The organism is Micromonospora sp. NPDC003776, from assembly GCF_053605645.1.
On the sequence record NZ_JBSGJR010000053.1, the window covers coordinates 1 to 20,608 of the forward strand.

Below are 20,608 nucleotides of genomic sequence, written 5' to 3' on the forward strand. Positions count from 1 at the left end.
CAAGTCTAAAACTCCTTACGCTATCGCGTATTTTGTGTCTGGAGTTCTGTCGTGTGCTCTTCCGATCTGCTGGCCGGACTCGATGCAGCGGATCACGCCGGGCGTCCGGCCGGACGCCACCCAGCGCTTCGGCGGCGGATATCCGGAGGCCACGCAGCGGATCGGCACCGGCCACCCGGACGCCACCCAGCCGGTCTACGGCCGGGGCGCGGACGCCACCCAGCCGGTGTACGCGGGCAACCAGTGGTCGGTGCCGGGCACCGGGCAGCCGTGGACCGCCCCGGCCCCGGCCGGCGGCCCCGGCAAGGGCAAGGGCGTCGGCCAGCTGGTCGGCACGGTCAAGGGCTGGCCACGCAAGGTGCAGCTCGCGGTGGCCGGCGGGGTGGCCGTGCTGCTGCTGGTCGGGGTGATCGCCCTCTCCGGCGGCGGCGACGACGGCCCGCCCCCGATCGTGACCTCGCTGCCCACCGAGACGGCCCAGGCCGCGCCCCCGGTGGACATGCAGGAGCAGTCGGTCAAGGGCGTCACCCTCCAGGTGCCGAAGGGCTGGGACAAGAACGCCGGCGGCGTCTTCGTCGACTTCGTCGACCCGAAGCAGGACGGCCGCAAGGTGCGCGTCCTCGCCGAGAAGTGGGACGGCACCTCGAAGAGCTGGGCCGAGTTCGCTTCGCGCAACCTCGGCACCAAGGCCAAGTCCTGCGCCAAGCCGTACGAGCAGCTCGCGATGACCGACACGACGCTGGCCGGCAAGCCGGCCGCCGAGTTCGAGTACACCTGCGGCGACGGCGACAGCAAGCGGCACGGGGTGTGGCGGGGCGTCGCGCAGGACGGCAAGATCTACTCGTTCTACCTGACCGCCAACGACGGCGACTTCGCCGCCAGCAAGCCGATCTTCGACGCGATGGCGAGCTCGTTCAAGTTCGGCGGAGGCAGCTGAGTCGAGGCCGACGGGCAGTGGTGATCCGCCGCCGTGCTATCAAGAGGCAATGGCGGCGGACATCACCGATCTCGACCAACTTCGCGACCACGCCCGGCGGTGGCTCGACGACGACCCCGACCCGGCCAGCCGCGACGAGCTGCGCGCCGTCCTGGACGGCCTGCCCGGCAGCGCGCCCGAGCTGGCCGACCGGTTCGCCGGGCCGCTGACCTTCGGCACCGCCGGGCTGCGCGGCCCGCTGCGGGCCGGCCCGAACGGCATGAACCTCGCGGTGGTCACCCAGGCCGCCGCCGGGCTGGTCGGCTGGCTCGCCGACCAGGGCGGCGAGGGCCCGCTGGTGATCGGGTACGACGCCCGGCACGGCTCCCGGGCCTTCGCCGAGCGCACCGCCCAGGTCGCCACCGGCGCGGGGCGCCCGGCGCTGCTGCTGCCCCGTCCGCTGCCCACTCCGGTCCTCGCGTACGCGGTGCGGCACCTCGGCGCGGTGGCCGGCGTGATGGTGACCGCCAGCCACAACCCGCCGCAGGACAACGGCTACAAGGTCTACCTGGGCGCCGGGCTGGGTGGGGAACTCGGCGCGGGCGCGCAGATCGTGCCGCCGGCCGACGCCGGCATCGAGGCGGCCATCCGGGCGGTCGGGCCGCTGGCCAAGGTGCCGCTCGGCCCGGCCGGCGACGTGCTCGGCGACGACCTGGTGGCCGCGTACGTGGAGCGGGCCGCCGAGGTGGTCGACCCGACCGGCCCGCGCGACCTGAAGGTGGCGTACACCCCGCTGCACGGGGTCGGGGCGGCGGTGCTGACCGCCGCCTTCGCCCGGGCCGGGTTCCCGGTGCCCGGGGTGGTGCCCGACCAGGCCGAGCCGGATCCGGCGTTCCCCACGGTGAGCTTCCCCAACCCGGAGGAGCCGGGCGCGGTGGACAAGCTCGTCGCGCTCGCCGGCTCGACGGGGGCGGACTTGGCCATCGCCAACGACCCGGACGCGGACCGCTGCGCGGTCGCCGTTCCCGACCCGACGGCGCCGGGCGGCTGGCGGATGCTGCGCGGGGACGAGGTGGGCGCGCTGCTCGCCGACCACCTGATGCGGCGCGGGGTGACCGGCCTGTACGCCACCACCATCGTGTCCTCGTCCCTGTTGCGGGCGATGTGCGCCGCGCGGGGCCTGCCGTACGACGAGACGCTGACCGGGTTCAAGTGGATCGTCCGGGCCGGCGGCGGGACCCAGCCGCTGGTCTTCGGCTACGAGGAGGCGCTCGGTTACTGCGTCGCCCCGGCGCACGTCCGGGACAAGGACGGGATCACCGCCGCGCTGACCGTCGCCGAGCTGGCCGCCGGCCTCAAGGCCGAGGGGCGGACGCTCAACGACCGGCTGGACGAGCTGGCCGCCGAGTTCGGCGTGCACCACACCGACCAGCTCTCGGTCCGGGTGGACGACCTGCGGATGATCGCGGAGATGATGACCCGGATCCGGACGGCGACGCCGACCGCCCTGCTGGGGCACCCGGTCACCGAGGCGTCCGACCTGCTGCCCGGGGCGGACGTGGTGATCCTGCGCACCGACGCCGCCCGGGTGGTGATCCGCCCCTCCGGGACCGAGCCGAAGCTCAAGGCGTACCTCGAGGTGGTGGAGCCGGTCACCGACGGCGACGTGGCGGCGGCCCGCACCCGCGCGGCGGCCGCTGTCGCCACCCTCCGCGCCGAGGTGGCCCAGGCCCTCGGCCACTGAGCAGTAAGCAGGGGTCCGTTCTTGTTGAGGAGGGGCCCCTGCTCTACCGCAGGCGTTGAGAGGGGGCCCTTCCTTACCGCTTGCCGAGGGCGGCGTCGACGGCCTCGGCGAGGGCCGCGATGACCAGGCTGATCGAGGGACGGACGACGCTGTCGTCCAGGCTCACGTCGCCGGAGAAGCCGGCGGTGCTGGCGATCTCCTCCAGCCGCTTGCGGGCGTCGGTGGCGGCGTTGCCGGTCAGGCCGAGCGCCGGCTCCATTCGCAGCACGGCCACCAGGGTGGCCAGCGCGGCGGTCCGCTCGTCGGGGAGCTGCCCGCTGGTCAGCGCGGTGGCGAGCCGGTGCCGGATGTCCGCCTCCACGGAGGCGTCCGCGACCGGGTACCGGTGCACGTGGATGAAGCCCAGCTCGGTCTCGTCGACGTCCCGGACCACCCCCCGCCCACACAGGTCGCCGAGGATCCGGTCGCGCAGACCGTGCCGCAGCCGCTGCACCCAGGACGACGGGGTGTGCGGGGTGTCGGCGGCGATCTTGGCCAGGACCGCGTCGGCGATGGGCTCGCCGGTCGGGGCCGGGTCGATCACCGCCAGGGAACCCTCGGCGTACGCGATCCGGCCGGCCAGGGCCAGCTCGACCAGCACCGCGGCGGCCATCCCGAGATCCAGGCTGATCCGCGGCATGGTGGCCTTGCCGGTTTCGTCGTCATAGGCGAGGAGCAGCAGCTCTTCGGCGAGCGCAACACCAGTCATGGCCGCAGACGCTAGCGGGTGCGCGCATCCCGCGCACGAACTCCTCACCGATGGCGCGCCGACGCACGTCGTGGGCGGGACGCGCGCCCCGCCCACGACGGTACGACGGTCAGCCGACCGTCTCGGTGCGGCGGCCCTCGAGCAGCAGCGCGTAGTGCAGCACCCGGTGGTGCGGGGCCAGCTCCAGGTACTCGTGCGCGAGCAGCTCGCCGGTGGCCGGGTCGAACACCAGCAGCATCTGCGCCCGCTCCGGCTGCTGCCCTGCCGCTGGGGTGAGGTCGGCGGTCACGCCGAGGCCGGCGCGGCCGGCCCGGTCGACGACGCGGCCCCGCCACACGAAGCCGGGAATCCCGGCCAGGATGTTGAGGATGTCGGCGCGGGTCCGCCGCGGGACCAGGTGCTCGGAGAAGACCCCGTACACCGCCATGGCCACGTCGCCGGCCGGCCGGCCGCTCCGCAGCAGGCGGGCGAGTGCCGCAGGGTCACCGGGCAGCCGCCGCCCGGCGGCCAGGTCCCGGGGTTCCTCGCGAGGCCCGTCGGGGGGCCTCGTTCCCGACGGGGCCGGTCTGGGGGTCTGCCTCGTCCAGTAGTCCCGGGACGCCGCGTCGGGAACTCGATGTCCAGCACCGTCCGGTCGGACCACCGGCGCCCGTCGGGCGTCGTCCAGGTGCGGCGCTCGTCCACGTAGCTGGCCACGTAGCCTTCGGGCGAGAGCAAGCTCATGCCGCCCCAGGACTTGCTTCGCTGGTAGGCGTAGCGGCCGCCCTCACGGTCGTAGGACGCATCAACCAGGTGCCCGGCCAGCGCCCGCAGGTGCGGTCCGGCCGGTTCGCCGTCGGTGGCGATCTCGTAGCCCACGGCTGGAGCACGGTCCCGTCGGCCTGCGGGGTCGGTCCAGTGGATGCCGGGTGGCGCCGAAGGACCGGCACCAGACCGGCGGACGCCACCGCCGCGACGGCCGCGCCGACGAGGAGCGTGCGGCGGCTCGGGCGCCGGCGGGACGAGGGCATCGCCGTGGGCGCCGCGTTCTCGGCGCGGAGGATGAGGTCGTGCGCGGAGAGCGGCGCCGCCGCCACGACGACGCCACGGGCCGGGTCGGCCGGGCCCAGAAGATCGCGGACCTGCTGCTGGGTGTGCATGCTGCTCCTCTCGGACATGGGCGGACGCTCAGACATCGGTGGAGGCCCAGACATGGGCGGACGCCGGCCGGGGATCGTGGCGGGGCGAGCAGGTGGCCAGCGCGGACCGCAGTCGCCGCCGGGCCCGGAACAGGCGCACCGCGGCGGCGGACCGGGTGCAGCCCAGCACGGCGTCGGCGTCGGCGACGCTGAGGTCCTCCCAGCCGACCAGCCGGAGGATCTCCTGGTCGGCCTCGGGCAGCGCCCGCAGCGCCCGGTGCAGGTCGAGCACCGGCGCCACCCCGTCGGGCCCGACGAGCCCGGCCGGCACCTGGTCGGCCTCGCTGAGTGGGAGCAGGGTCGGGGCGCCCCGCCCGTGCTGCCACCGGTTGGCCACGGCGTGGCGGGCGACGGCGTAGAGCCACGGGAGGGCGCGTTCGGGGACCTCGCCGCGCCGTCGCCAGACGACGACGAACACGTCCTGGGCGAGTTCGGCGGCGGCGTCGGCGTCGGCAGACGCCGCAGGCCGTATCGGACGATGTCCGGGTAGTGCGCGGCGTAGAGGCTGAAGGACCTGGTTAAGGATCGTCAGTGATCGTTGGTCGGTCGTGGGTGTCGGTGTCTTCTGGTTTGATGCGGGGCGGTGGGGGTGGTCTGCGCCGGCGGTGAGTGTTGCCGTGTGGCGGTGCTGTCATGTTGGCCGGGTCTGGGTGTGGTGAGGTTGGTGGCGGGTGAGTCGGATGGTGTCGCTGGCTGCGGGCGAGGCCTCCCGCACCGCCTGCGTCCGGGCTTTTGTGCGCGCCGGTGTGGATGAGAAGACCGGGCAGGTCCTGTCCCAGGCGGTGCTGGCCGAGCGTGTCGGGTGGTGTGCCGATCTGGTGGCGGGCATGGTCTCTGGGCTGTTGGCGCAGCGGTGGAACGCCGTCGATGTGCAGGTGTTGGCCTCCGGTGTGGACGCGGGGGGCCGACGGTTGCCGTCGAACGCGTGGATGGCGTTGCGGCGGCTGGGTTGGACCGTCACCGTCCCGGAGGGTATGAGGGTTAATGATCGGATCGTGCGGATGGCGCAGGAGCAGGCCGGCCGTGGGCTGCGGTCGGTGACGTGGCGTGCCGATCTGACCGCCGCGGTCCTGGCATCCTGGCCGGCCGACCCGCGTAAGCGCACCGGGCAGGAGTGGGATCAGGTGCGGGAGGCGATCCCTGGCGGGAAGGATCTGCCGGCCGACGTCGTCAAAGCGCGCACGCGGCAGGTGGCCCGGTTCCTCAACGCCAACGGCCGCCTCCCGGTGGACGTGTTCGAACTGGAAGGCATCCCGAAGGTGCCGCGGATGCTGCTGCTTGCGGCGTGCGACCGGCAGCAGGCCACCATCGAACGCAGCGACACCGACCCAGGCAGGGTGCTGCTGCGCCTGCAGTTGCCCACCCGTCCGGATCCCGTCACGTACGGGGACTGGACGTGGGTGGCCTGCCCGATCACCCTGCCGCCCACCGTCCCGGCCGGCGCGGTGCTGCACCTACCCACCCTGCGCGTGGTCGGCCGGCAGGTCCGCGCCGACGTCGCCTACACGCATGCGGTGCCGGCAGCCCGTCGCACCGGTCACCCGGTGGCGCTCGGGGTGGACTGGGGCCTCAACACGCTGCTGAGCGCGGGGGCCCTGCGACGGCATGCCGATGGCCGGATCACCGCGTTGGGGGCTGGTGGCCAGTTCCGGGCTGCCGGAGTGCTGGCCAAGCAGCATCGCCTGCGCCGCCTGTCCGAGCGGCTGTGCGCCAAGGCCGACCACTATCAGCGGCTCATCGGCGTCGACTCGCAGCATCACCTGCTCGGCAAGCTTGCCGTGCTGCGCGACGAGATCCGACACGTGTCCGAGCGCCGCCAGAACCTGAACGCCGCGCTCGCCTGGGCCGCCGCCCGCTGGACGGTGGACCAGGCGATCGCCGCCGGCGCGACCGTCATTTACGTGGAAGACCTACGATCTTTGGAAGCCAAGGGCATGGGCGCCACCCTGAACACGCGCCTGTCGCAGCAGGTCCGCGGGCAGATCGTCGACCGGACGCGGCACCTCGCCGCCGAGACCGGTATCGCCGTGGTCGGCGTCCCGGCCCGCAACACCTCCAAACATTGTCCGCAGTGCCTTACCCCGCTGCACCATCGCAAAGCACCCGACCAGCCCACCACCCCAGGCTGGAAATGGGCCATCTGCCCCAACAGGCAAGAGTGCGGCTGGCAGGGCGACCGCGACCACGGCGCCTGGCGGCGCATCGCCGCCCGCGGCCTCACCCACCAGACCAAGACCGTCACCGACAAGACCAGCGGACAGATGATCATCTGTGCCGTGGTCGACACACTCGAAGCCTGCGCGGTCATCACCAAGACCAGCCGGGAGGATCGGTCGAAGACCGGCCCCACCCGGCACCAGCCACCACGCCCCGCGCCCAGGCGACGCAGGGCACCCTCCCCCACCCGGCCCCACCACGGCCGGGCGGGCAAGCGTCCGGAGGGACACGCACCAACGGACCGGCCCAGGCTGCCCCGCGCAGCCCACCGGCACCAGGACGTGAACACGATCAGCACACCCACCACCGGCCACCGGCCACGCGGAGCCGCCCTGGGCGCCGGATTCCACCTCCACGCCCACGCGACCCCACCCAGGTGGGAAACGATCCCGGACACTCAATCCGACTCAGGATCGCTTAGCTAATTAGAGACGCTGGCGAAGAGTCCGATCATCCACAGCAGGCCCCAGACGCCGAGCGCCAGCACGACCGTCCGTACCGACGGCCAGGGCAGCGTGTGCCGGAGGATCAGGTCGAAGATCGGGATCTCGACCGCTGACAGGACGATGAAGGCGATCAGGATCGGCTGCACCACGCCGACGTAGCCGAAGACCTCGGCTCCCGGTTCCGTGGTCTGTGGTCGGCGCAGGAGCCAGCGGAAGAGACTGCGCCACATGCCGATCTCGTACCGGACGGCGCCTGCCAGCAGTGCGCCCAAATCTCGCCCCCGCACAGGTCACCCCTCGGCCGCTCGCGTTTTTGCAATGCAGTCGCAACGTATCCGGCGGGGGTCCGGCCTGTCAATGCACTCGTATTGTGAAAGCATGGGCGGATGCCGAAGCGGGTCGACCACGGCGAGCGCCGCAAGCTGATCGCCGACGCCCTCATGCGGGTGGCGGCCGAACGCGGGCTGGAGGCGGTCAGCCTGCGCCACGTGGCGGCGGAGGCCGGGGTTTCTGCCGGGATGGTGCAGCACTACTTCCGCACCAAGGACGAGATGATGACCTTCGCCCTCGCCGTCGTGCGCGAACACAGCGAGGCCCGGGTCACCCGGGCGGTCGCCGCGCTCGGTGGCCAATCCGCCCCGCGTACGCTGCTGCGCACCATGTTGGTCGAGCTGCTGCCCCTGGATGAGGCGCGCCGGGCGGACGGCCGGGTGGCCGTGGCCTTCCTGGCCTATACGGCGGTACGGCCGGGCGTCGCCGCGGCCCTGCATCAGGAGACGGCCGCCCTGCTCGGCTTCCTCGCCGGGCAGATCCGCGCCGCACAGACCGCCCGGCCCGCCGGTCACCGGGTCGACCCGGACCGGGCCGCCGTGGGCCTGCTCGCCGTCCTGGAAGGACTCGGGATCTACCTGCTCGGCGGGCACTATCCGGCCGAGACCGCGCTCGCCGCCCTGGACACCCAACTCGACCTGATCTGCGGGCCGGCGCAAGCAGGCAGTTGAGCGTCGGTCGCTCACGCGTCCGGCCACGTCCGCGGCGTGACGGGGCAGCCGGGATGGTGTCGGGGCCCTACCGTACGGGCCATGCCGACCCCGCGCCGCCGCGCCGCGCTCCCCGTCCTGGCCGCGGTCCTCGTACCGCTCTCGCTGGTCCGGGTGCTGTTCGGGCTGCTCCCGTTCGCCGGCGCCGATCCGGCGCGGGTCGTCAACGGGCTGCTCGTCCTGCCGGCCGGCGTGGTCGACGCGCTCGTGGTGCCGGTCGTCTGGGCCTGGGCGGTGACCGCCGGGATCGCTGCGGCGGCCCCGCTCGACCGGCCACTGCGCCGCGCCCTCCGGGCGCTCCCCACGGTCTGCGCCGCCCTGCTCGCCGGGGCCGGTACGGTGCTCGCCGCGTTTCTCCTGCTCGGGCTGGTGCTGCCCACCCGTCCGGCGGTGGTCTGGGTCGTCGGGGCGCTGCTCGCGCTGGCGATCGCCCCGCTCCTGGTCCGCGTCGCGCTGGTCCCGCCGATCGCCGTCCTCGACGGGCTGTGTGGGCGGGCGGCGTTCCGGGCGGCCTCCGTCGACGTACGCGGTCTGGTGGCGAGCTTCGCCTTCTCCCTGATGGTCGGGGTGGCCGCACCGGCCCTGCTGCACGGTTGGGCCTTCGGACACCTGGAGGAGCGCGTCTCCGGGCCGATCCAGGGCGCCCTCGCCTGGCTGCTGCGGGACCTGAGCCTGATCGCGGTGGCTGCCGTCCAGGCGTGGACCCTGCTCGCCGTGTACGGCGACCTGCCCGGGCTGCGCCAGGCGCGCGGCGGTGACGGGACGCCGCCGGGCCCCGATCCCGCCCGCCCGTTCACCCGGCGCGCGAGGCGGCTCGCCGTCCCGCTGGGTGTCGCCGGGGTGCTGCTCCCCACGGTGCTCGCCGGCGGCGTCGTCGCGGCGGAGCGACTGCCCGAGGTCACCGTCCTACCGGGATCCCTGCACCGGATGGTCGCGGTGGCCTGGCCCGCTGATCGGGGTCCGATCCTGGTCGGCCAGAACGGCATCGAGGACTGCCTGGACGACCGGTGCCGGACAACTCGCCGGACCGCGCTCTCCGTGACGATGTTCGCGCCGTACGGGGACGCGGCGTTCGGCCCGGACGGCTCGGTCTACGCCCTCGGCCAGTACGAGCTGGAGCAGTGCGATGCCCGCCGGGTATGCCGGCGCGCCGGCGGGGAGCTGAGCGCGCTGCGCGGCTCCGGCGCGGCGGCGATCACCCTGTCCCCGGCCGGGGAGATCCTGCTCGCCAGCGCCACGGAGATCCGGCCCCCGGGCTCCGGCGGCGCGGCGGCCGGCGGTCAGGCCAGCAAGGTCGAGCTGAAACTGATCCGCTGCCACGACGTCCGCTGTGTGGACCCGACGGTCACCAGCTTCGGGGCCGTGGACGGCGCGCTCCAGTCGCCCGGCGACTCGCCGGCGCGGCTGATCATCCGGGCCCGACCCGGGGGACAACCCGTCGTCGCCTTCTGGTCGCCGTCCACCGGCGTGCTCTCGGTCGGCTGGTGCACGACCCCGGACTGCCGCCGAACCGGGATCGCGCCGTTCGGTGGCGGAGCGCCCGGCATGCCGCCGGAAGCGGAACTCAGGTCGTTGGACTTTGGTGGCATCTTCGACTGCCCGGACGGCTGCGGCGACGGGGCGCCGCTCGCCACCGCCCACGGTCCGCAGGGCGCGGTCTACGACATGGTGGTCGAACGCGGCGGTCCGGACGGCCTCCAGGTCCAGGTCGGTGCCGCGCCGATGTCGGGCCGCGCCGTGCTGCAGGTCTGCGCCGATGACTCCTGCCCTGGTCCGCGGCGGATACCGCTCGTCCAGGTTCCCTACTACACCTTCACCGACCAGGGGTTCTTCCCCGAACGGCGGCGCTGGCTGATGGCCGTCGCCCCCGACGGGCGGGCGGTGATCACCGACGGGTTCGCCAACTACACCCTGGTCGTCGGCCCGTGAGCGACGCGAACCTCAGCCGCGCCGGCTGAGGCGGCCGGCCGCCCGCTCGATGATCAGGCACCGGTCCTCGACGTAGTCGATGCCCGCCTCCTCGGCGATGCGCCGCGCCTCGACGGAGACGATCCCGAGCTGCAACCAGACCGCCGGCGCGCCGACCGCCACCGCCTGCCGGACCACCTCGACCGCGTCCTGGGCCGGGCGGAAGACGTCCACCAGGTCGACCGGGTGCGGGATGTCCGCCAGCGACGGGTACGCCTTCTCGCCGAAGAGCTCGTCCACCGTCGGGTTCACCGGGATGATCCGCCAGCCGTGGCGCTGCATCTCCAGCGGCACGCGGTGCGCGGCCTTGCCAGGGTCGCGGGACGCTCCGACGACGGCGATCACGGCGGAGTCGGCGAGGATCTGCTGGGCGGAACGCATCTGCCGACCCTAACCCCGCCGCGGCCCTTCGACGTGCGGGACAGCAGCGCCTACGCCTGGCCGGCCGGCGGCTCCCCGGCCAACTCGCGGCGGAACCGGCCGTACTCGGCAGCGGTGCCGATGCCGGCCCGGTGCTCGGGGTGCGCGGTGTAGTAGGCGATCGCCGCGGCCAGGAGGGCCGGCGCGACCGCGAGTTCCCGGGTCGGGAGGCTGATCCGGTCGCGCCCTCGCCTGCCGCCCCGGACCAGGTCCGGTCGGACGACGGGCAGTCGCAGGCTGCCGCCGCCGGCCGGGACGACGGCGGACGGGTCGAGAGCGTCCCACGGGACGACGACCCCGCGCGGCGCGCCCGTGGTGATCCCTTCCGGGGTGAGCGCCACCAACGGCACCCTGCGCCAGTACACGACCACGAGCAAGAGCAGGACCGCCGCCAGCAGCACGGCCAGCGGCAGCAGGGTGGATTCCCCGACCGCCACGTAGGCCAGCCAGCCCGCGAGAACCGGGGTGAAGGCGAGCCCGGTCCGCGGCGGGGCGAGGAAGGCCTGGCGCCGCTCGTCGACCTGGAGCTCCGCCGTGCCGGGTCGGTGCAGCAGCTCCCGCACGGCCACGACGATCACGATCAGCGGTGCGATGAGCCCCAGCAGCGACAGCGGCGAGTGGACCGCCGTGGCCCAGCGGGAGAGCAGCCCGGCGGCCAGGCCCACGGCCAACGCGGCGAGCATGGTGGTGCGTTGACGTCGCAGCGCCGCATCGATGGTCCCCTGCACGGGTTGGAGCGTACGCGCGGGTGTCGAGGCGCCTTCCTACAGCAGCGAGAGCTGCTCGGCCGGCGGCGGGGGCGGTGCGGCGGGCAGCCGCCGGTTGTCACCGGCCTCGGCCCGGTGCAGCCCGTGCCGGCGCGCCGCCATCCGCACCCGCGCGGTCACCTCCCGCTGGTACGCCTGCGGCGCGTACGCGCCCGACCGGTAGAGCTGGCGGTAGCGGGGGACCAGGTGCGGGAAGTCGCGGGCCAGCCAGTGCGCGTACCACTCGCGGGCGCCGGGGCGCAGGTGCAACGGCAGGGGCGTGACACTGGTGGCCCCGGCCGCGGCGATCGCCGCCACCGTGGCGTCGATCGACTCGTCGTCGTCGCTGAGCCCGGGCAGGACCGGTGCCATCAGCACGCCCACCGGGAAGCCGGCGTCGGTGAGCTGGCGTACCGCGTCCAGCCGGCGCCGCGGGCTCGGCGTGCCCGGCTCGACCGCCCGCCACAGCGCCTCGTCGACGAAGCCCACCGAATATGACAGCCCGACCCGGGTCACCTCGGCCGCCTGCCGCAGCAGCGGCAGGTCGCGCAGGAGCAGGGTGCCCTTGGTCAGGATCGAGAACGGGTTGGCGAAGTCGCGCAGCGCCTCGATGATCGGCGGCATGAGCCGGTAGCGCCCCTCCGCCCGCTGGTAGCAGTCCACGTTGGTGCCCATCGCGATGTGCGCGCCGCGCCAGCGTGGCGCGGCCAGCTCGCGGCGGACCAGCTCGCCCGCGTTGACCTTGACGATCACCTTCCGGTCGAAGTCCGCCCCGGCGTCGAGGTCGAGGTAGGTGTGGGTGTTGCGGGCGAAGCAGTTGTGGCTGACCACGCCGTTGGCGATGAAGTCGCCGGTGCCGGTGGTGATGTCCCACAGCGGCAGCTCCAGGCCGAGGTCCTCGATCGTGACCACGCCGAGCCGGGCCTGGCTCTTCAGCGCCGCGCCCTCGATGGATCGCTTGCGGGTGACGGCCGGGTCGGTCAGGTGGAAGAAGCGCAGCCGGGAGGGCAGGCCGCCGGTGAGCCGGACCTGGCCGACCCGGTTGGGTCGGCCGGCGGGCTCGACCACGCAGGAGAAGCCGAAGCGGCGCAGCGCGTGGGCTGTCCGCCGGAGGACCTCGTCGCTGCCGCCGCTGATCCGGAAGATGCTCCGGCGGCAACTGCCTGCGGCGTCGAAGATGCCGGCGAGCAAGCCCAGCCGCCAGTCGTCCGTCGGCTCGTCCGGCCAGCGGATCAGTTCGGCGATCGCCGCGACGTCCCGCTGCCGCGCGGTGCGCAGGGTGGTGGCCGCCCGCCGGGTGCCGCCGGCCGGGGACCGGCCCGTCTCCACGCCGGCCTCGGCGAGGAACCGCTGGGTGCGGTCGAGCGCCTCCTGGTCGGCCAGGGTCAGCCGGAAGCGGCTGCCGAGGCGCCCGTCGCCCCGGACGATGCCGCAGAGGTAGCCCTGCCGGTAGTCGGCCGACTCCTTGGGCGCGGCGGCGAACCGGCCGGTCCCGATCAGTCGGTTCCGGGTGGTCAGGTACGGCCGCTTCCCGTCGCCGCCCGGCGCGCCGGTGACGTACTTCCAGCCGCGCTCGGTGAGGAACCGGTGGTCGCCGCTGGCGACCAGCGTGGTGCCGTCCTCCAGGGTGACCCGGTACGCCCGTTTCACCGTCGACCACTTGTCGAGGACGGTGGTGACGACGTAGCGGCGGTAGGCGCCCCGCCGCTCGGTGCCGTAGATCCGGTCGCCGGGCTCCAGCTCGCTGATCGGCTTCGTCCGCCCGTCCGCCATCAGGATCAGGGTGTCGCCGGAGACGCAGTAGCGGCAGGCGTGGGAGCAGCCCCGGTAAGGGTTGATCGTCCACTCGAACGGCACGTGGGACTGGCCAGGCACCCGGTTGATGATCGACTTTGCCCGCACCTCGTAGAAGGTCATGCCGGCGAAGCCGGGAGTGTCGAAGGTGCGCGCGATCGCGCCGGGGAGCGCCAGCGGCAGGGGTGGAGCCGCTGGCGCTGCCCCGTCGGGAGTCCCCTCGTCCGGGGGAGCGGAGAGGTTGTCCCAGCGCATGGCCTTCATTCGAACATGTGTACGACGGATGCGCAAGTGACTCGCCGGACACCCGGCACCGAAGTGCGCCGGCCGGGTGCAGGATGGGGACATGGAGACGTCGACCTTCGTCTACGACGGCGACTGCGCGTTCTGCACCCGCTGCGCGCAGTTCATCGAGCGCCGGATCCCCACCGGCGCCCGGGTGGTGCCCTGGCAGTTCGCCGATCTGGCGGCGCTCGGGCTGACGGAGGCCGAGTGCGAGGAGGCGGTGCAGTGGGTGGGCGCCGACGGCTCCCGCGCGGCCGGCCCGGACGCCATCGCCAAGCTACTGGGGGACAGCGCGCCCGGCTGGCGGGTGGCGGGTGCCGGCCTGCGCCTGCCTCCGGTGCGGGCGGCGGCCTGGCCGGCGTACCGCTGGGTGGCCCGCAACCGGCACCGACTGCCCGGCGGCACCGCCGCCTGCGCGCTGCCACAGGAGGCCCGGGAGCGCCTCTACGGTCCGACCGGCCGCCCCACCGCCGACTCCTGACACCCGCCCGCGCCACCTCGGCGACGTGGCGGTGTCCGAGGCGCGGGACACCGCCGGCTCGCCGAGCTGGCGGTCTCGCGGCCGACGGGACTGCGCCGATCGCCGACATGGCGGCCGGGGCCCGTGCGGTCGGGCGCCGGTCAGGTGCCGACGGCGGGTTCCGGGTCGACGAGCGGCGGTGCGTCGTCGCCGGGGGTGCCAGCCGCGCTCCGGCCGGGGGCCAGCAGGCGCCGGACCCAGACCACCGGGCGGACCTTCTCCAGCGGCAGGAAGCTGGTCATCGCCACCAGATGCGGCGCGAACGAGATGGTGATCGTCGCGATGGTCGCCAGGTGGAACGAGTAGAAGAAGCCCACCGCGGCGACCCGCCACCGTTCGGGCAGCACGAAGACCAGCGGGCTGAGCAGCTCGAAGGCGAGGATGCCGAACTGGGCGACGATCAGCAGGTGCGGCACCTGGGCGATCAGGTCGGCCAGCTCGGTGCCCCGCCGGATGATCGCCCGGGCCAGCACCGAGCCGGTCGCCCAGTCGAACCCGCCGAACCGGAACTTGGCCCAGGCCGCCAGGAAGTACGTGCAGATCACCGCGATCTGGGTGACCCGCAGCGCCCATCCGCCGGCCTCCGTACGGGTGGGATCGCCGTGCCGGGCCCGTCCGGCGGTGGGCAGCACGGCCAGCGCGACGAGCAGCCCGAACCGGTCGTGGTCGACCTTGCCGTAGCTCATCGCGACGATCATCCACTCGAAGTAGAGGGCGAAGACCGTCCAGCCGAGCAGCCGGGGCGCGCGTCCGGTGGCCGCGAGCAGGGCGAGGACCAGCAGCACCCAGAAGATCACCCCGACCACCGCGGGGGTGGGGGTGGGCAGCGGGAGGAGCCGGCCGATCAGCAGCGGCTGGTAGAGGTCGCCCGGCACGTCCACCCGGCTGCGCACCCAGGGGGTGAAGACCACCAGGTCCGCGGCGACGAAGAGATAGATGAGGGTGCGGAAGGCGGCCACCCGGCCGCGCGGCACCGCCTCGGTCAGCCAGCCGGTCACCGGGTGGCCTGCCAGGTCACGACGGTGCGGTCGGTCCACCGGCCGGTCGGGCGGCCGCCCTGGATGTCGTACCAGCGGATCACGATGCGCACCTCGGCCAGTGCCGGCGCGTCCGGGTGCCGCTCGGCGTACGCGTCGGCGACCTGGCGCAGCCGGCCCGGGTCGGCGACGTACCGGGACTGCTGGCCCTCGATCTCGGCGCGGCGGATGCCGGTGGCGTCCTGATCCAGCGGGACCACCGCCCCGGTGCGGTCGACGCCTTCGACGCGGGTGTCCGGGGCGGGCGCGTCCGGCGGGTCCGACGTGGAATACATCCGGAACGGGCCGAACGGGAAGTCGTCGTCGGTGCCCCGGACGGTGCCGGCGAGGAGCAGCGCCAACCCGAGCACGGTGGCGCCGAGCCGGATCGCGCGGCCGCGGGTGGTCAGGGTCTCCATCGGGTCTGGACGATACGGGACCAAGTCCCCCTGTGGTCTCCATCCGTCGTCCATGACTCGCTGACCGTGTCGCCACCGAAGCACCCCGGAAACGGCGACGGCCGGGCCCCGTCGGGGACCCGGCCGTCGGAGCGTGCGGCTCGGCTCAGTGCTGGTGGCCCTGCTCGGCCATCTGCTTGCGGACCTCGTCCATGTCCAGCTTCTCCACCTGCTCGATCAGGTTCTCGAGCGCGGACTCGGGGAGCGCCCCCGGCTGGGCGAACACGATGACGCCGTCCTTGATCGCCATGATCGTCGGGATCGAGCTGATGTTGAACTTGACGGCCAGTTCCTGCTGCGCCTCGGTGTCCACCTTGCCGAAGGTGATGTCCTGGTGCTTCTCGGACGAGCGCTCGTAGACCGGGGCGAACCGCTTGCACGGACCGCACCAGTCGGCCCAGAAGTCCAGCAGCACGATCCCGTCCTGCTCGGTCACCTCGTCAAAGTTGGCGGTGGTCAGCTCAACCGTTGCCATTGCACTCTCCGATCAGCGCGGATTGCTTCTACGTCCCATGGAACCAGGGCGGACGCCCAGGAATTCCCGGGACGCGGACGACGAAACGCGGTGCATCCCTGGCGCGCCGACGGGATGTATCGAGGACTGTCGGTTCCTGTGGCGCTGCGGAGCGCAAATGTGTAGTGCATTTGCGTGACGTGCCGTGATGGGAGCGTTTCCAAGGAGATCATCGGGATCGACCTCTACGGATCGGTAACTTGAGACCTGACGAGCGGGTATCCGACCTGCGGAGATCCCTTTTCCCATGGTCACAAGTCACCGATCGTAACGTAACAAAAAGATAAATGTGACGTCCGTCTCTGTCGGTCGGGCGTCCCCGTGCGGCAGAATCTTCCGCATCAGAGCGTGGGCGGCGGGTGCCGGGGAGGGCCCCGCCGCTCATTGCGTCTCCCCCCGGGTCGGCCCGTGTGACATTTCCACGCCAGCAGCGCCCCTGTCCTCGCCTTAACAAGCGGTAAGGCATGCTGTGCCGAACTCCATCGCCGTCCGTCGAAGGGGACAAGGATGCAGTTCGGCCGCTACTACGAGGAGTTCGAGGTCGGCGCGGTCTACCGGCACTGGCCGGGCAAGACGGTCACCGAGTACGACGACCACCTCTTCTGCCTGCTCACCATGAACCACCACCCGCTCCACATGGACGCCCACTACGCCGAGTCGGCGAGCCAGTTCAAGCGCAACGTGGTGGTCGGCAACTACATCTACTCGCTGCTGCTCGGCATGTCGGTGCCGGACGTCAGCGGCAAGGCGATCGCCAACCTGGAGATCGAGTCGCTGCGGCACGTCGCCCCGACCTTCCACGGCGACACCATCTACGGCGAGACGACGGTGCTGGACAAGCGGGAGTCCTCCTCGAAGCCGGACCGCGGCGTGGTCGCCGTCGAGACCCGCGGCTACAACCAGGACGGGACCCTGGTCTGCGTCTTCCGCCGCAAGGTCATGGTCCCCAAGAAGGAGTACGCGGCGGCCGCGGTGCCCGAGGGCGTGGACCCGGAGCGGCCGAGCTTCCCCGAGCCGCGCTGACCCTCACGTATTGCGAAGGACCCCTGCCCCGCCGTTCCCCCGGCGGTGGGGGTCCTTTCCGCCTTTCGGGGCATATGCTGACGCCGGAGGTCCTCCGATGAGCGAGCGCAGCGAGCGAATCAGCACCGCCGCCTACTCCGCGGCGGAGTGGGACCTGTTGACCGACCTCCCGGGTCGGGTCCTCGTCGCCGCCGCCTCGCCGGGCCCCGGGCGGGCCGCCCGGGGCGTCGCCGCCGGGCTCGCCGGCCTCGACGCGGTGGCGGCCGGACGCGCCTTCGACAGCGACCTGGTCCGCGCCGTGGTCTCCGCGATCTACTCCCGGCACGACGGGGCCGCCGCCCGGGACGAGCGCCTCACCGACGTCGTCGACCTGCTCGCCGCGTGCCGGGCGGCGGTACGGGTGCTGCGGCGTCGCGCCGACCCGGCCGACTCGGCGGCGTACCGGCAGTGGGTGGAGTCCGTCGCGGTCCGGGTCTGCCGGGTCGCCGAGGCCGGCTCGAGCCCGGCCGACCGGCGGTTCCTCGACCGGCTCGGCGGCGCGCTGGACCTGCGCTGAGCGGGGTGCCGGCGGCCGGTGGCGGCGACGGCCCGTACCCTCTGGAAACCGTGACCGACGACCAGCTCGACGTGGGTGTGGGGCCCTGGCCCGGCGACCCGCCGGACGACCCGCGGTACGACCCGGAGCTGCTCGCCGAGGGCGACCGGCGCAACGTGGTGGACCGTTACCGCTACTGGCGGCGCGAGGCCGTGGTGGCGGACCTGGACCGGCGCCGGCACGACTTCCACGTGGCGATCGAGAACTGGCAGCACGACTTCAACATCGGCACGGTGGTCCGCAACGCCAACGCCTTCCTCGCCGCCGAGGTGCACATCGTCGGGCGACGGCGGTGGAACCGGCGCGGGGCCATGGTCACCGACCGCTACCAGCACGTCCGACACCACGCGACCATTGAGGAGTTCGTCGCCTGGGCGGCGGAGCAGCGGCTGCCGGTGGTGGGCATCGACAACCTGCCCGGCTCGAAGCCGCTGGAGACGAGCAGCCTGCCGCGCCGGTGCGCGCTCCTCTTCGGCCAGGAGGGGCCCGGCCTGTCCGAGCCCGCCCGGGCGGCCTGCGACCAGCTCTTCTCGATCGCCCAGTACGGCTCCACCCGCTCTATCAACGCCGGCGTGGCCAGCGGCATCGCGATGCACGCCTGGATCCGCGCGTACGCCGGTCCGCCGCCGGACTGAACGGCACCTATCGGGCCGCTCCGCTTGACGGCGGGGTGGCGCCGGGTGACGGTGGGAACGTGAGCGTCGCGGTGAGTTGTCCCAGGTGCGCGGGCCCGGTCCGGGAGCCGGACCTGATGCATGGCGAGTCCCGGTGCCTGCGCTGCGGCCCGGTGCCGCCGCTGCATGTGCCGGAGCACATCAGTGCAGAGATCATGGCGAGCGTGGTGGACCGGGTGGCGGCCACCGGCGACCCGACCGGCCGGGCGGGCGTACCGCTCTGGTGCCCGTGGCCGTTGCCCACGGGGTGGACCCTGACCGGGGTGGCCTGGGCCGGCGACGACCGGGGCGGGATCCGGGCCACCGCGGTCGCCTGCGCCGGTCCGGCGCCGCTCGACGGTGGGCCGGCCGACCTGCTCTTCGTCGCCGAGGAGCCGGGCGTCGGGCTGGGTTCCCGCTTGGCGGGACTGCCCGGTCCCGATCCCGGCCCGCAGGTCGAGGAGGCGCTCACCGACCCCGGGCCTGGTCACCCCGAGCGGGTGCCGCACGCGAAGATCAGAGTGGGTGGTCACCCGACTCCACTGTGGCTCGTGAATTCGCCGACAGATCGAAGTGCGTACGCCGGCGAGGCTCGGGGAATGTGGCTGCATGCGATAGCCTGGCCGGCGAGTGCGGGTCACCTCCTCGCGGAAGAAGTCGTGCTGCACGACCTCACCGAGTGGACACCGCCCGAACTCGTGTACGGCGCACCGTCTCCGTACCTGCACGGGCGGGCCTGACCAGCCGGCACCGGCGGGGATCGGGGACGAGCGCAGATATTCACTGTACGACACCATGCTGATACTCTGGGTACCACTGGGGTAAATGGACCCGGCGCCGCGCGAGAGGATGGCCCACCATGGTCAAGAAGGTCCTCACCTGGGCCCTGGTCGCATTCTTGATCTTCTTCATTGCCTACCGGCCCAACTCCGCCGCCGACGTCGCCAAGTCCCTCGGCGGCGGCATCATGGACATTGCTCAGGGCTTCGGCGACTTCTTCACGAGCCTGGTGGCCTAGCCGCCGATGGGAAGCCCCTCCGGTCCGCCCTTCGACCCGGACGACCCGGACTGGTCGCGCCGGGACACCGAGCCCATCCCCCGGGTCGGCCCCGACGACGGTCCCGGCTACGGGGCCGGCCCCGGCCTGGGCGACGGTCCCTCCCTATCGGACGACGCCGGGTTCGGTGACGGGCCGGGCTATGCCGGCGAGGGGCGCTCGGGCCGGGCCTGGATCCGCGACCCCGAGGCCGGCTACCAGCCGCCGCAGATCTCCGAGGACGAGCTGGCCGGGCTGCGGGTCGACGCGCAGGGCATGGCTCCGCGCCGGGTGCTGCCGCTGGAGGACGAGCCCAGCTCGCTGGTGGCCCGTTACCTCTTCCCCACCGAGCGTTACCGGGGGGAGTGGAAGCGGCACTGGATCCACCTCTCCACGCCGATCCTCGTCGGCATCGCCGCGACCTTCGTGCTCGGCTACCTGTCCGGCTTCCTCGCCGGGCGGGACGTCGGCGCGCTGACCACCGTCGCGGTGCTGCTCTGGTTCGCGGTGATGGGCTGGGTCGCCTGGCGGGTCGCCGACTGGTGGTACGACCGCTTCATCCTCACCAACAAACGGGTGATGGTGGTCAACGGGATCATCACCCGGCGGGTGGCGATGATGCCCCTGGTCCGGGTCACCGACATGAAGTACGAGCAGACCCCGACCGGACGGGCGCTCAACTACGGCACCTTCGTGCTGGAGTCCGCCGGCCAGGAGCAGGCGCTCCGCGAGATCAAGAACCTGCCCAACCCGAACGAGCTCTACCTGCGCGTCGTGGAGGAGATGTACGAGCCGCAGGCCGTCGAGGCGCGGTTGGGCAAGGAGGCCGACGAGGCCAAGGCCGACGACGGGGCGTGAAGGTTTTCGTCCGAACATCGGAGGGACTGCACACCATTTGCCGTCGACCCGACCCACCCGGACATGGCAACCTGCCAGGCAGGACGGGGCGCGGAGGTGAGCGGTGGCGAGCAGGGACCCGCTGGAGGAGGAGTTCCGCGAGTTCGTCGCGGCCCGCTCCGGTGCGCTCCTGCGCACCGCCTACCTGCTGACCGGGGACTGGGCGACCGCCGAGGACCTGCTCCAGACCGCACTGACCAAGACCTACCTGGCGTGGAAGCGGCTCGGCGGGATCGAGGCCCCCGAGCCGTACGCGCGTCGGGTCATGGTCAACACGTCGACCAGTTGGTGGCGGCGGCGCTGCGGCCGATCCTGATGACCGCGGTCGCCACCGTGTTCGCGCTGCTGCCGATGGCCTTCGGGCTCACCGGTGAGGGTGGGTTCATCTCCCGCC

General features: G+C 73.1%; 22 protein-coding genes and 1 pseudogene. 13 read left to right on the forward strand and 10 right to left on the reverse strand.

What is annotated here, in order from left to right:
* Positions 1–82: 82 nt before the first annotated feature.
* Both ACWEVO_RS07530 and ACWEVO_RS07535 read left to right on the forward strand, forming a co-directional pair.
* On the forward strand, positions 83–937 hold the full coding sequence (locus ACWEVO_RS07530; protein ID WP_452306743.1) for a PsbP-related protein: 855 nt from the start codon (positions 83–85) through the stop codon (positions 935–937).
* Positions 938–986: 49 nt separating this feature from the next.
* Positions 987–2,660 (forward strand): phospho-sugar mutase, encoded by a 1,674-nt coding sequence (locus tag ACWEVO_RS07535; protein WP_452306744.1) that lies wholly within the window; start codon positions 987–989, stop codon positions 2,658–2,660.
* A 73-nt stretch (positions 2,661–2,733) separates the two neighbouring features.
* Here ACWEVO_RS07535 and ACWEVO_RS07540 read toward each other — a convergent pair whose 3' ends face one another.
* The 3 genes from ACWEVO_RS07540 to ACWEVO_RS07550 all read right to left on the reverse strand — a co-directional run bounded on the left by ACWEVO_RS07540 (position 2,734) and on the right by ACWEVO_RS07550 (position 5,004).
* A complete protein-coding gene (locus ACWEVO_RS07540) occupies positions 2,734–3,408 on the reverse strand; it encodes a GOLPH3/VPS74 family protein (protein WP_452306745.1) in 675 nt (224 codons plus the stop codon).
* Positions 3,409–3,517: 109 nt separating this feature from the next.
* Positions 3,518–3,835 carry a hypothetical protein gene (locus tag ACWEVO_RS07545; protein ID WP_452306746.1) on the reverse strand — a complete coding sequence of 106 codons (318 nt, stop codon included), beginning with the start codon at positions 3,833–3,835 and terminating at the stop codon, positions 3,518–3,520.
* Positions 3,836–4,575: 740 nt separating this feature from the next.
* Positions 4,576–5,004 carry an RNA polymerase sigma factor gene (locus ACWEVO_RS07550; protein ID WP_452306747.1) on the reverse strand — a complete coding sequence of 143 codons (429 nt, stop codon included), beginning with the start codon at positions 5,002–5,004 and terminating at the stop codon, positions 4,576–4,578.
* A 262-nt stretch (positions 5,005–5,266) separates the two neighbouring features.
* On the opposite strand from ACWEVO_RS07550, the gene ACWEVO_RS07555 reads away from it, so the two are divergent.
* Positions 5,267–7,228: a zinc ribbon domain-containing protein gene (locus ACWEVO_RS07555; RefSeq protein WP_452306762.1), complete on the forward strand. Its 1,962-nt coding sequence runs from the start codon at positions 5,267–5,269 to the stop codon at positions 7,226–7,228.
* Here the strand turns inward: ACWEVO_RS07555 and ACWEVO_RS07560 are convergent.
* Positions 7,225–7,536, reverse strand: a complete 312-nt coding sequence (locus ACWEVO_RS07560; protein ID WP_452306748.1) for a hypothetical protein — start codon at positions 7,534–7,536, stop codon at positions 7,225–7,227. The two genes, ACWEVO_RS07555 and ACWEVO_RS07560, sit on opposite strands and share 4 nt — an antisense overlap.
* A gap of 99 nt (positions 7,537–7,635) precedes the next feature.
* On the opposite strand from ACWEVO_RS07560, the gene ACWEVO_RS07565 reads away from it, so the two are divergent.
* Complete coding sequence (locus ACWEVO_RS07565) at positions 7,636–8,250, forward strand: TetR/AcrR family transcriptional regulator (protein WP_452306749.1); 615 nt, start codon at positions 7,636–7,638, stop codon at positions 8,248–8,250.
* A gap of 81 nt (positions 8,251–8,331) precedes the next feature.
* Positions 8,332–10,218 carry a hypothetical protein gene (locus ACWEVO_RS07570; protein ID WP_452306750.1) on the forward strand — a complete coding sequence of 629 codons (1,887 nt, stop codon included), beginning with the start codon at positions 8,332–8,334 and terminating at the stop codon, positions 10,216–10,218.
* 12 nt (positions 10,219–10,230) lie between these two features.
* Here the strand turns inward: ACWEVO_RS07570 and ACWEVO_RS07575 are convergent, their stop codons facing one another.
* Genes ACWEVO_RS07575 through ACWEVO_RS07585 form a run of 3 tightly spaced genes read right to left on the reverse strand, consistent with a single transcriptional unit; the run spans position 10,231 to position 13,565 of the window.
* The gene (locus tag ACWEVO_RS07575) at positions 10,231–10,638 is read right to left on the reverse strand and encodes a CoA-binding protein (RefSeq protein WP_452306751.1); all 408 of its coding nucleotides are present in this window, start codon (positions 10,636–10,638) and stop codon (positions 10,231–10,233) included.
* A 50-nt stretch (positions 10,639–10,688) separates the two neighbouring features.
* Positions 10,689–11,405 (reverse strand): hypothetical protein, encoded by a 717-nt coding sequence (locus ACWEVO_RS07580; RefSeq protein ID WP_452306752.1) that lies wholly within the window; start codon positions 11,403–11,405, stop codon positions 10,689–10,691.
* A 36-nt stretch (positions 11,406–11,441) separates the two neighbouring features.
* Positions 11,442–13,565: an intein-containing Rv2578c family radical SAM protein gene (locus ACWEVO_RS07585; protein ID WP_452306753.1), complete on the reverse strand. Its 2,124-nt coding sequence runs from the start codon at positions 13,563–13,565 to the stop codon at positions 11,442–11,444.
* Here ACWEVO_RS07585 and ACWEVO_RS07590 point away from each other — a divergent pair.
* Positions 13,564–13,983: a thiol-disulfide oxidoreductase DCC family protein gene (locus ACWEVO_RS07590; protein ID WP_452306754.1), complete on the forward strand. Its 420-nt coding sequence runs from the start codon at positions 13,564–13,566 to the stop codon at positions 13,981–13,983. The genes ACWEVO_RS07585 and ACWEVO_RS07590 overlap by 2 nt on opposite strands.
* Positions 13,984–14,123: 140 nt before the next feature.
* On the opposite strand, the gene ACWEVO_RS07595 is transcribed toward ACWEVO_RS07590, so the two are convergent.
* From ACWEVO_RS07595 to trxA, 3 genes are all read right to left on the reverse strand, one after another.
* Positions 14,124–15,020 carry an MFS transporter permease gene (locus tag ACWEVO_RS07595; RefSeq protein ID WP_452306755.1) on the reverse strand — a complete coding sequence of 299 codons (897 nt, stop codon included), beginning with the start codon at positions 15,018–15,020 and terminating at the stop codon, positions 14,124–14,126.
* Positions 15,017–15,457 (reverse strand): hypothetical protein, encoded by a 441-nt coding sequence (locus tag ACWEVO_RS07600; RefSeq protein ID WP_452306756.1) that lies wholly within the window; start codon positions 15,455–15,457, stop codon positions 15,017–15,019. The genes ACWEVO_RS07595 and ACWEVO_RS07600 overlap by 4 nt, the downstream gene beginning before the upstream one ends.
* A gap of 145 nt (positions 15,458–15,602) precedes the next feature.
* Positions 15,603–15,971 (reverse strand): thioredoxin, encoded by a 369-nt coding sequence (gene trxA, locus ACWEVO_RS07605; RefSeq protein WP_452306757.1) that lies wholly within the window; start codon positions 15,969–15,971, stop codon positions 15,603–15,605.
* 546 nt (positions 15,972–16,517) lie between these two features.
* Between trxA and ACWEVO_RS07610 the strand changes: the two genes are divergently transcribed.
* The 7 genes and pseudogenes from ACWEVO_RS07610 to ACWEVO_RS07640 all read left to right on the forward strand — a co-directional run.
* Positions 16,518–17,033 (forward strand): MaoC family dehydratase, encoded by a 516-nt coding sequence (locus ACWEVO_RS07610; protein WP_302768842.1) that lies wholly within the window; start codon positions 16,518–16,520, stop codon positions 17,031–17,033.
* A gap of 97 nt (positions 17,034–17,130) precedes the next feature.
* The gene (locus tag ACWEVO_RS07615; RefSeq protein ID WP_452306758.1) at positions 17,131–17,589 is read left to right on the forward strand and encodes a hypothetical protein; all 459 of its coding nucleotides are present in this window, start codon (positions 17,131–17,133) and stop codon (positions 17,587–17,589) included.
* 50 nt (positions 17,590–17,639) lie between these two features.
* Positions 17,640–18,263 carry a TrmH family RNA methyltransferase gene (locus tag ACWEVO_RS07620; protein ID WP_452306759.1) on the forward strand — a complete coding sequence of 208 codons (624 nt, stop codon included), beginning with the start codon at positions 17,640–17,642 and terminating at the stop codon, positions 18,261–18,263.
* A 59-nt stretch (positions 18,264–18,322) separates the two neighbouring features.
* Complete coding sequence (locus ACWEVO_RS07625; RefSeq protein ID WP_452306760.1) at positions 18,323–19,021, forward strand: DUF6758 family protein; 699 nt, start codon at positions 18,323–18,325, stop codon at positions 19,019–19,021.
* A gap of 119 nt (positions 19,022–19,140) precedes the next feature.
* On the forward strand, positions 19,141–19,299 hold the full coding sequence (locus ACWEVO_RS07630) for a hypothetical protein (RefSeq protein ID WP_200215318.1): 159 nt from the start codon (positions 19,141–19,143) through the stop codon (positions 19,297–19,299).
* A gap of 6 nt (positions 19,300–19,305) precedes the next feature.
* Positions 19,306–20,175, forward strand: coding sequence for a PH domain-containing protein (locus tag ACWEVO_RS07635; RefSeq protein WP_452306761.1), 870 nt, complete (start codon positions 19,306–19,308; stop codon positions 20,173–20,175).
* Between the two features lie 103 nt (positions 20,176–20,278).
* A pseudogene (locus ACWEVO_RS07640) lies at positions 20,279–20,515 on the forward strand (sigma factor); the annotation flags it as partial.
* Between the last annotated feature and the right edge of the window lie 93 nt (positions 20,516–20,608).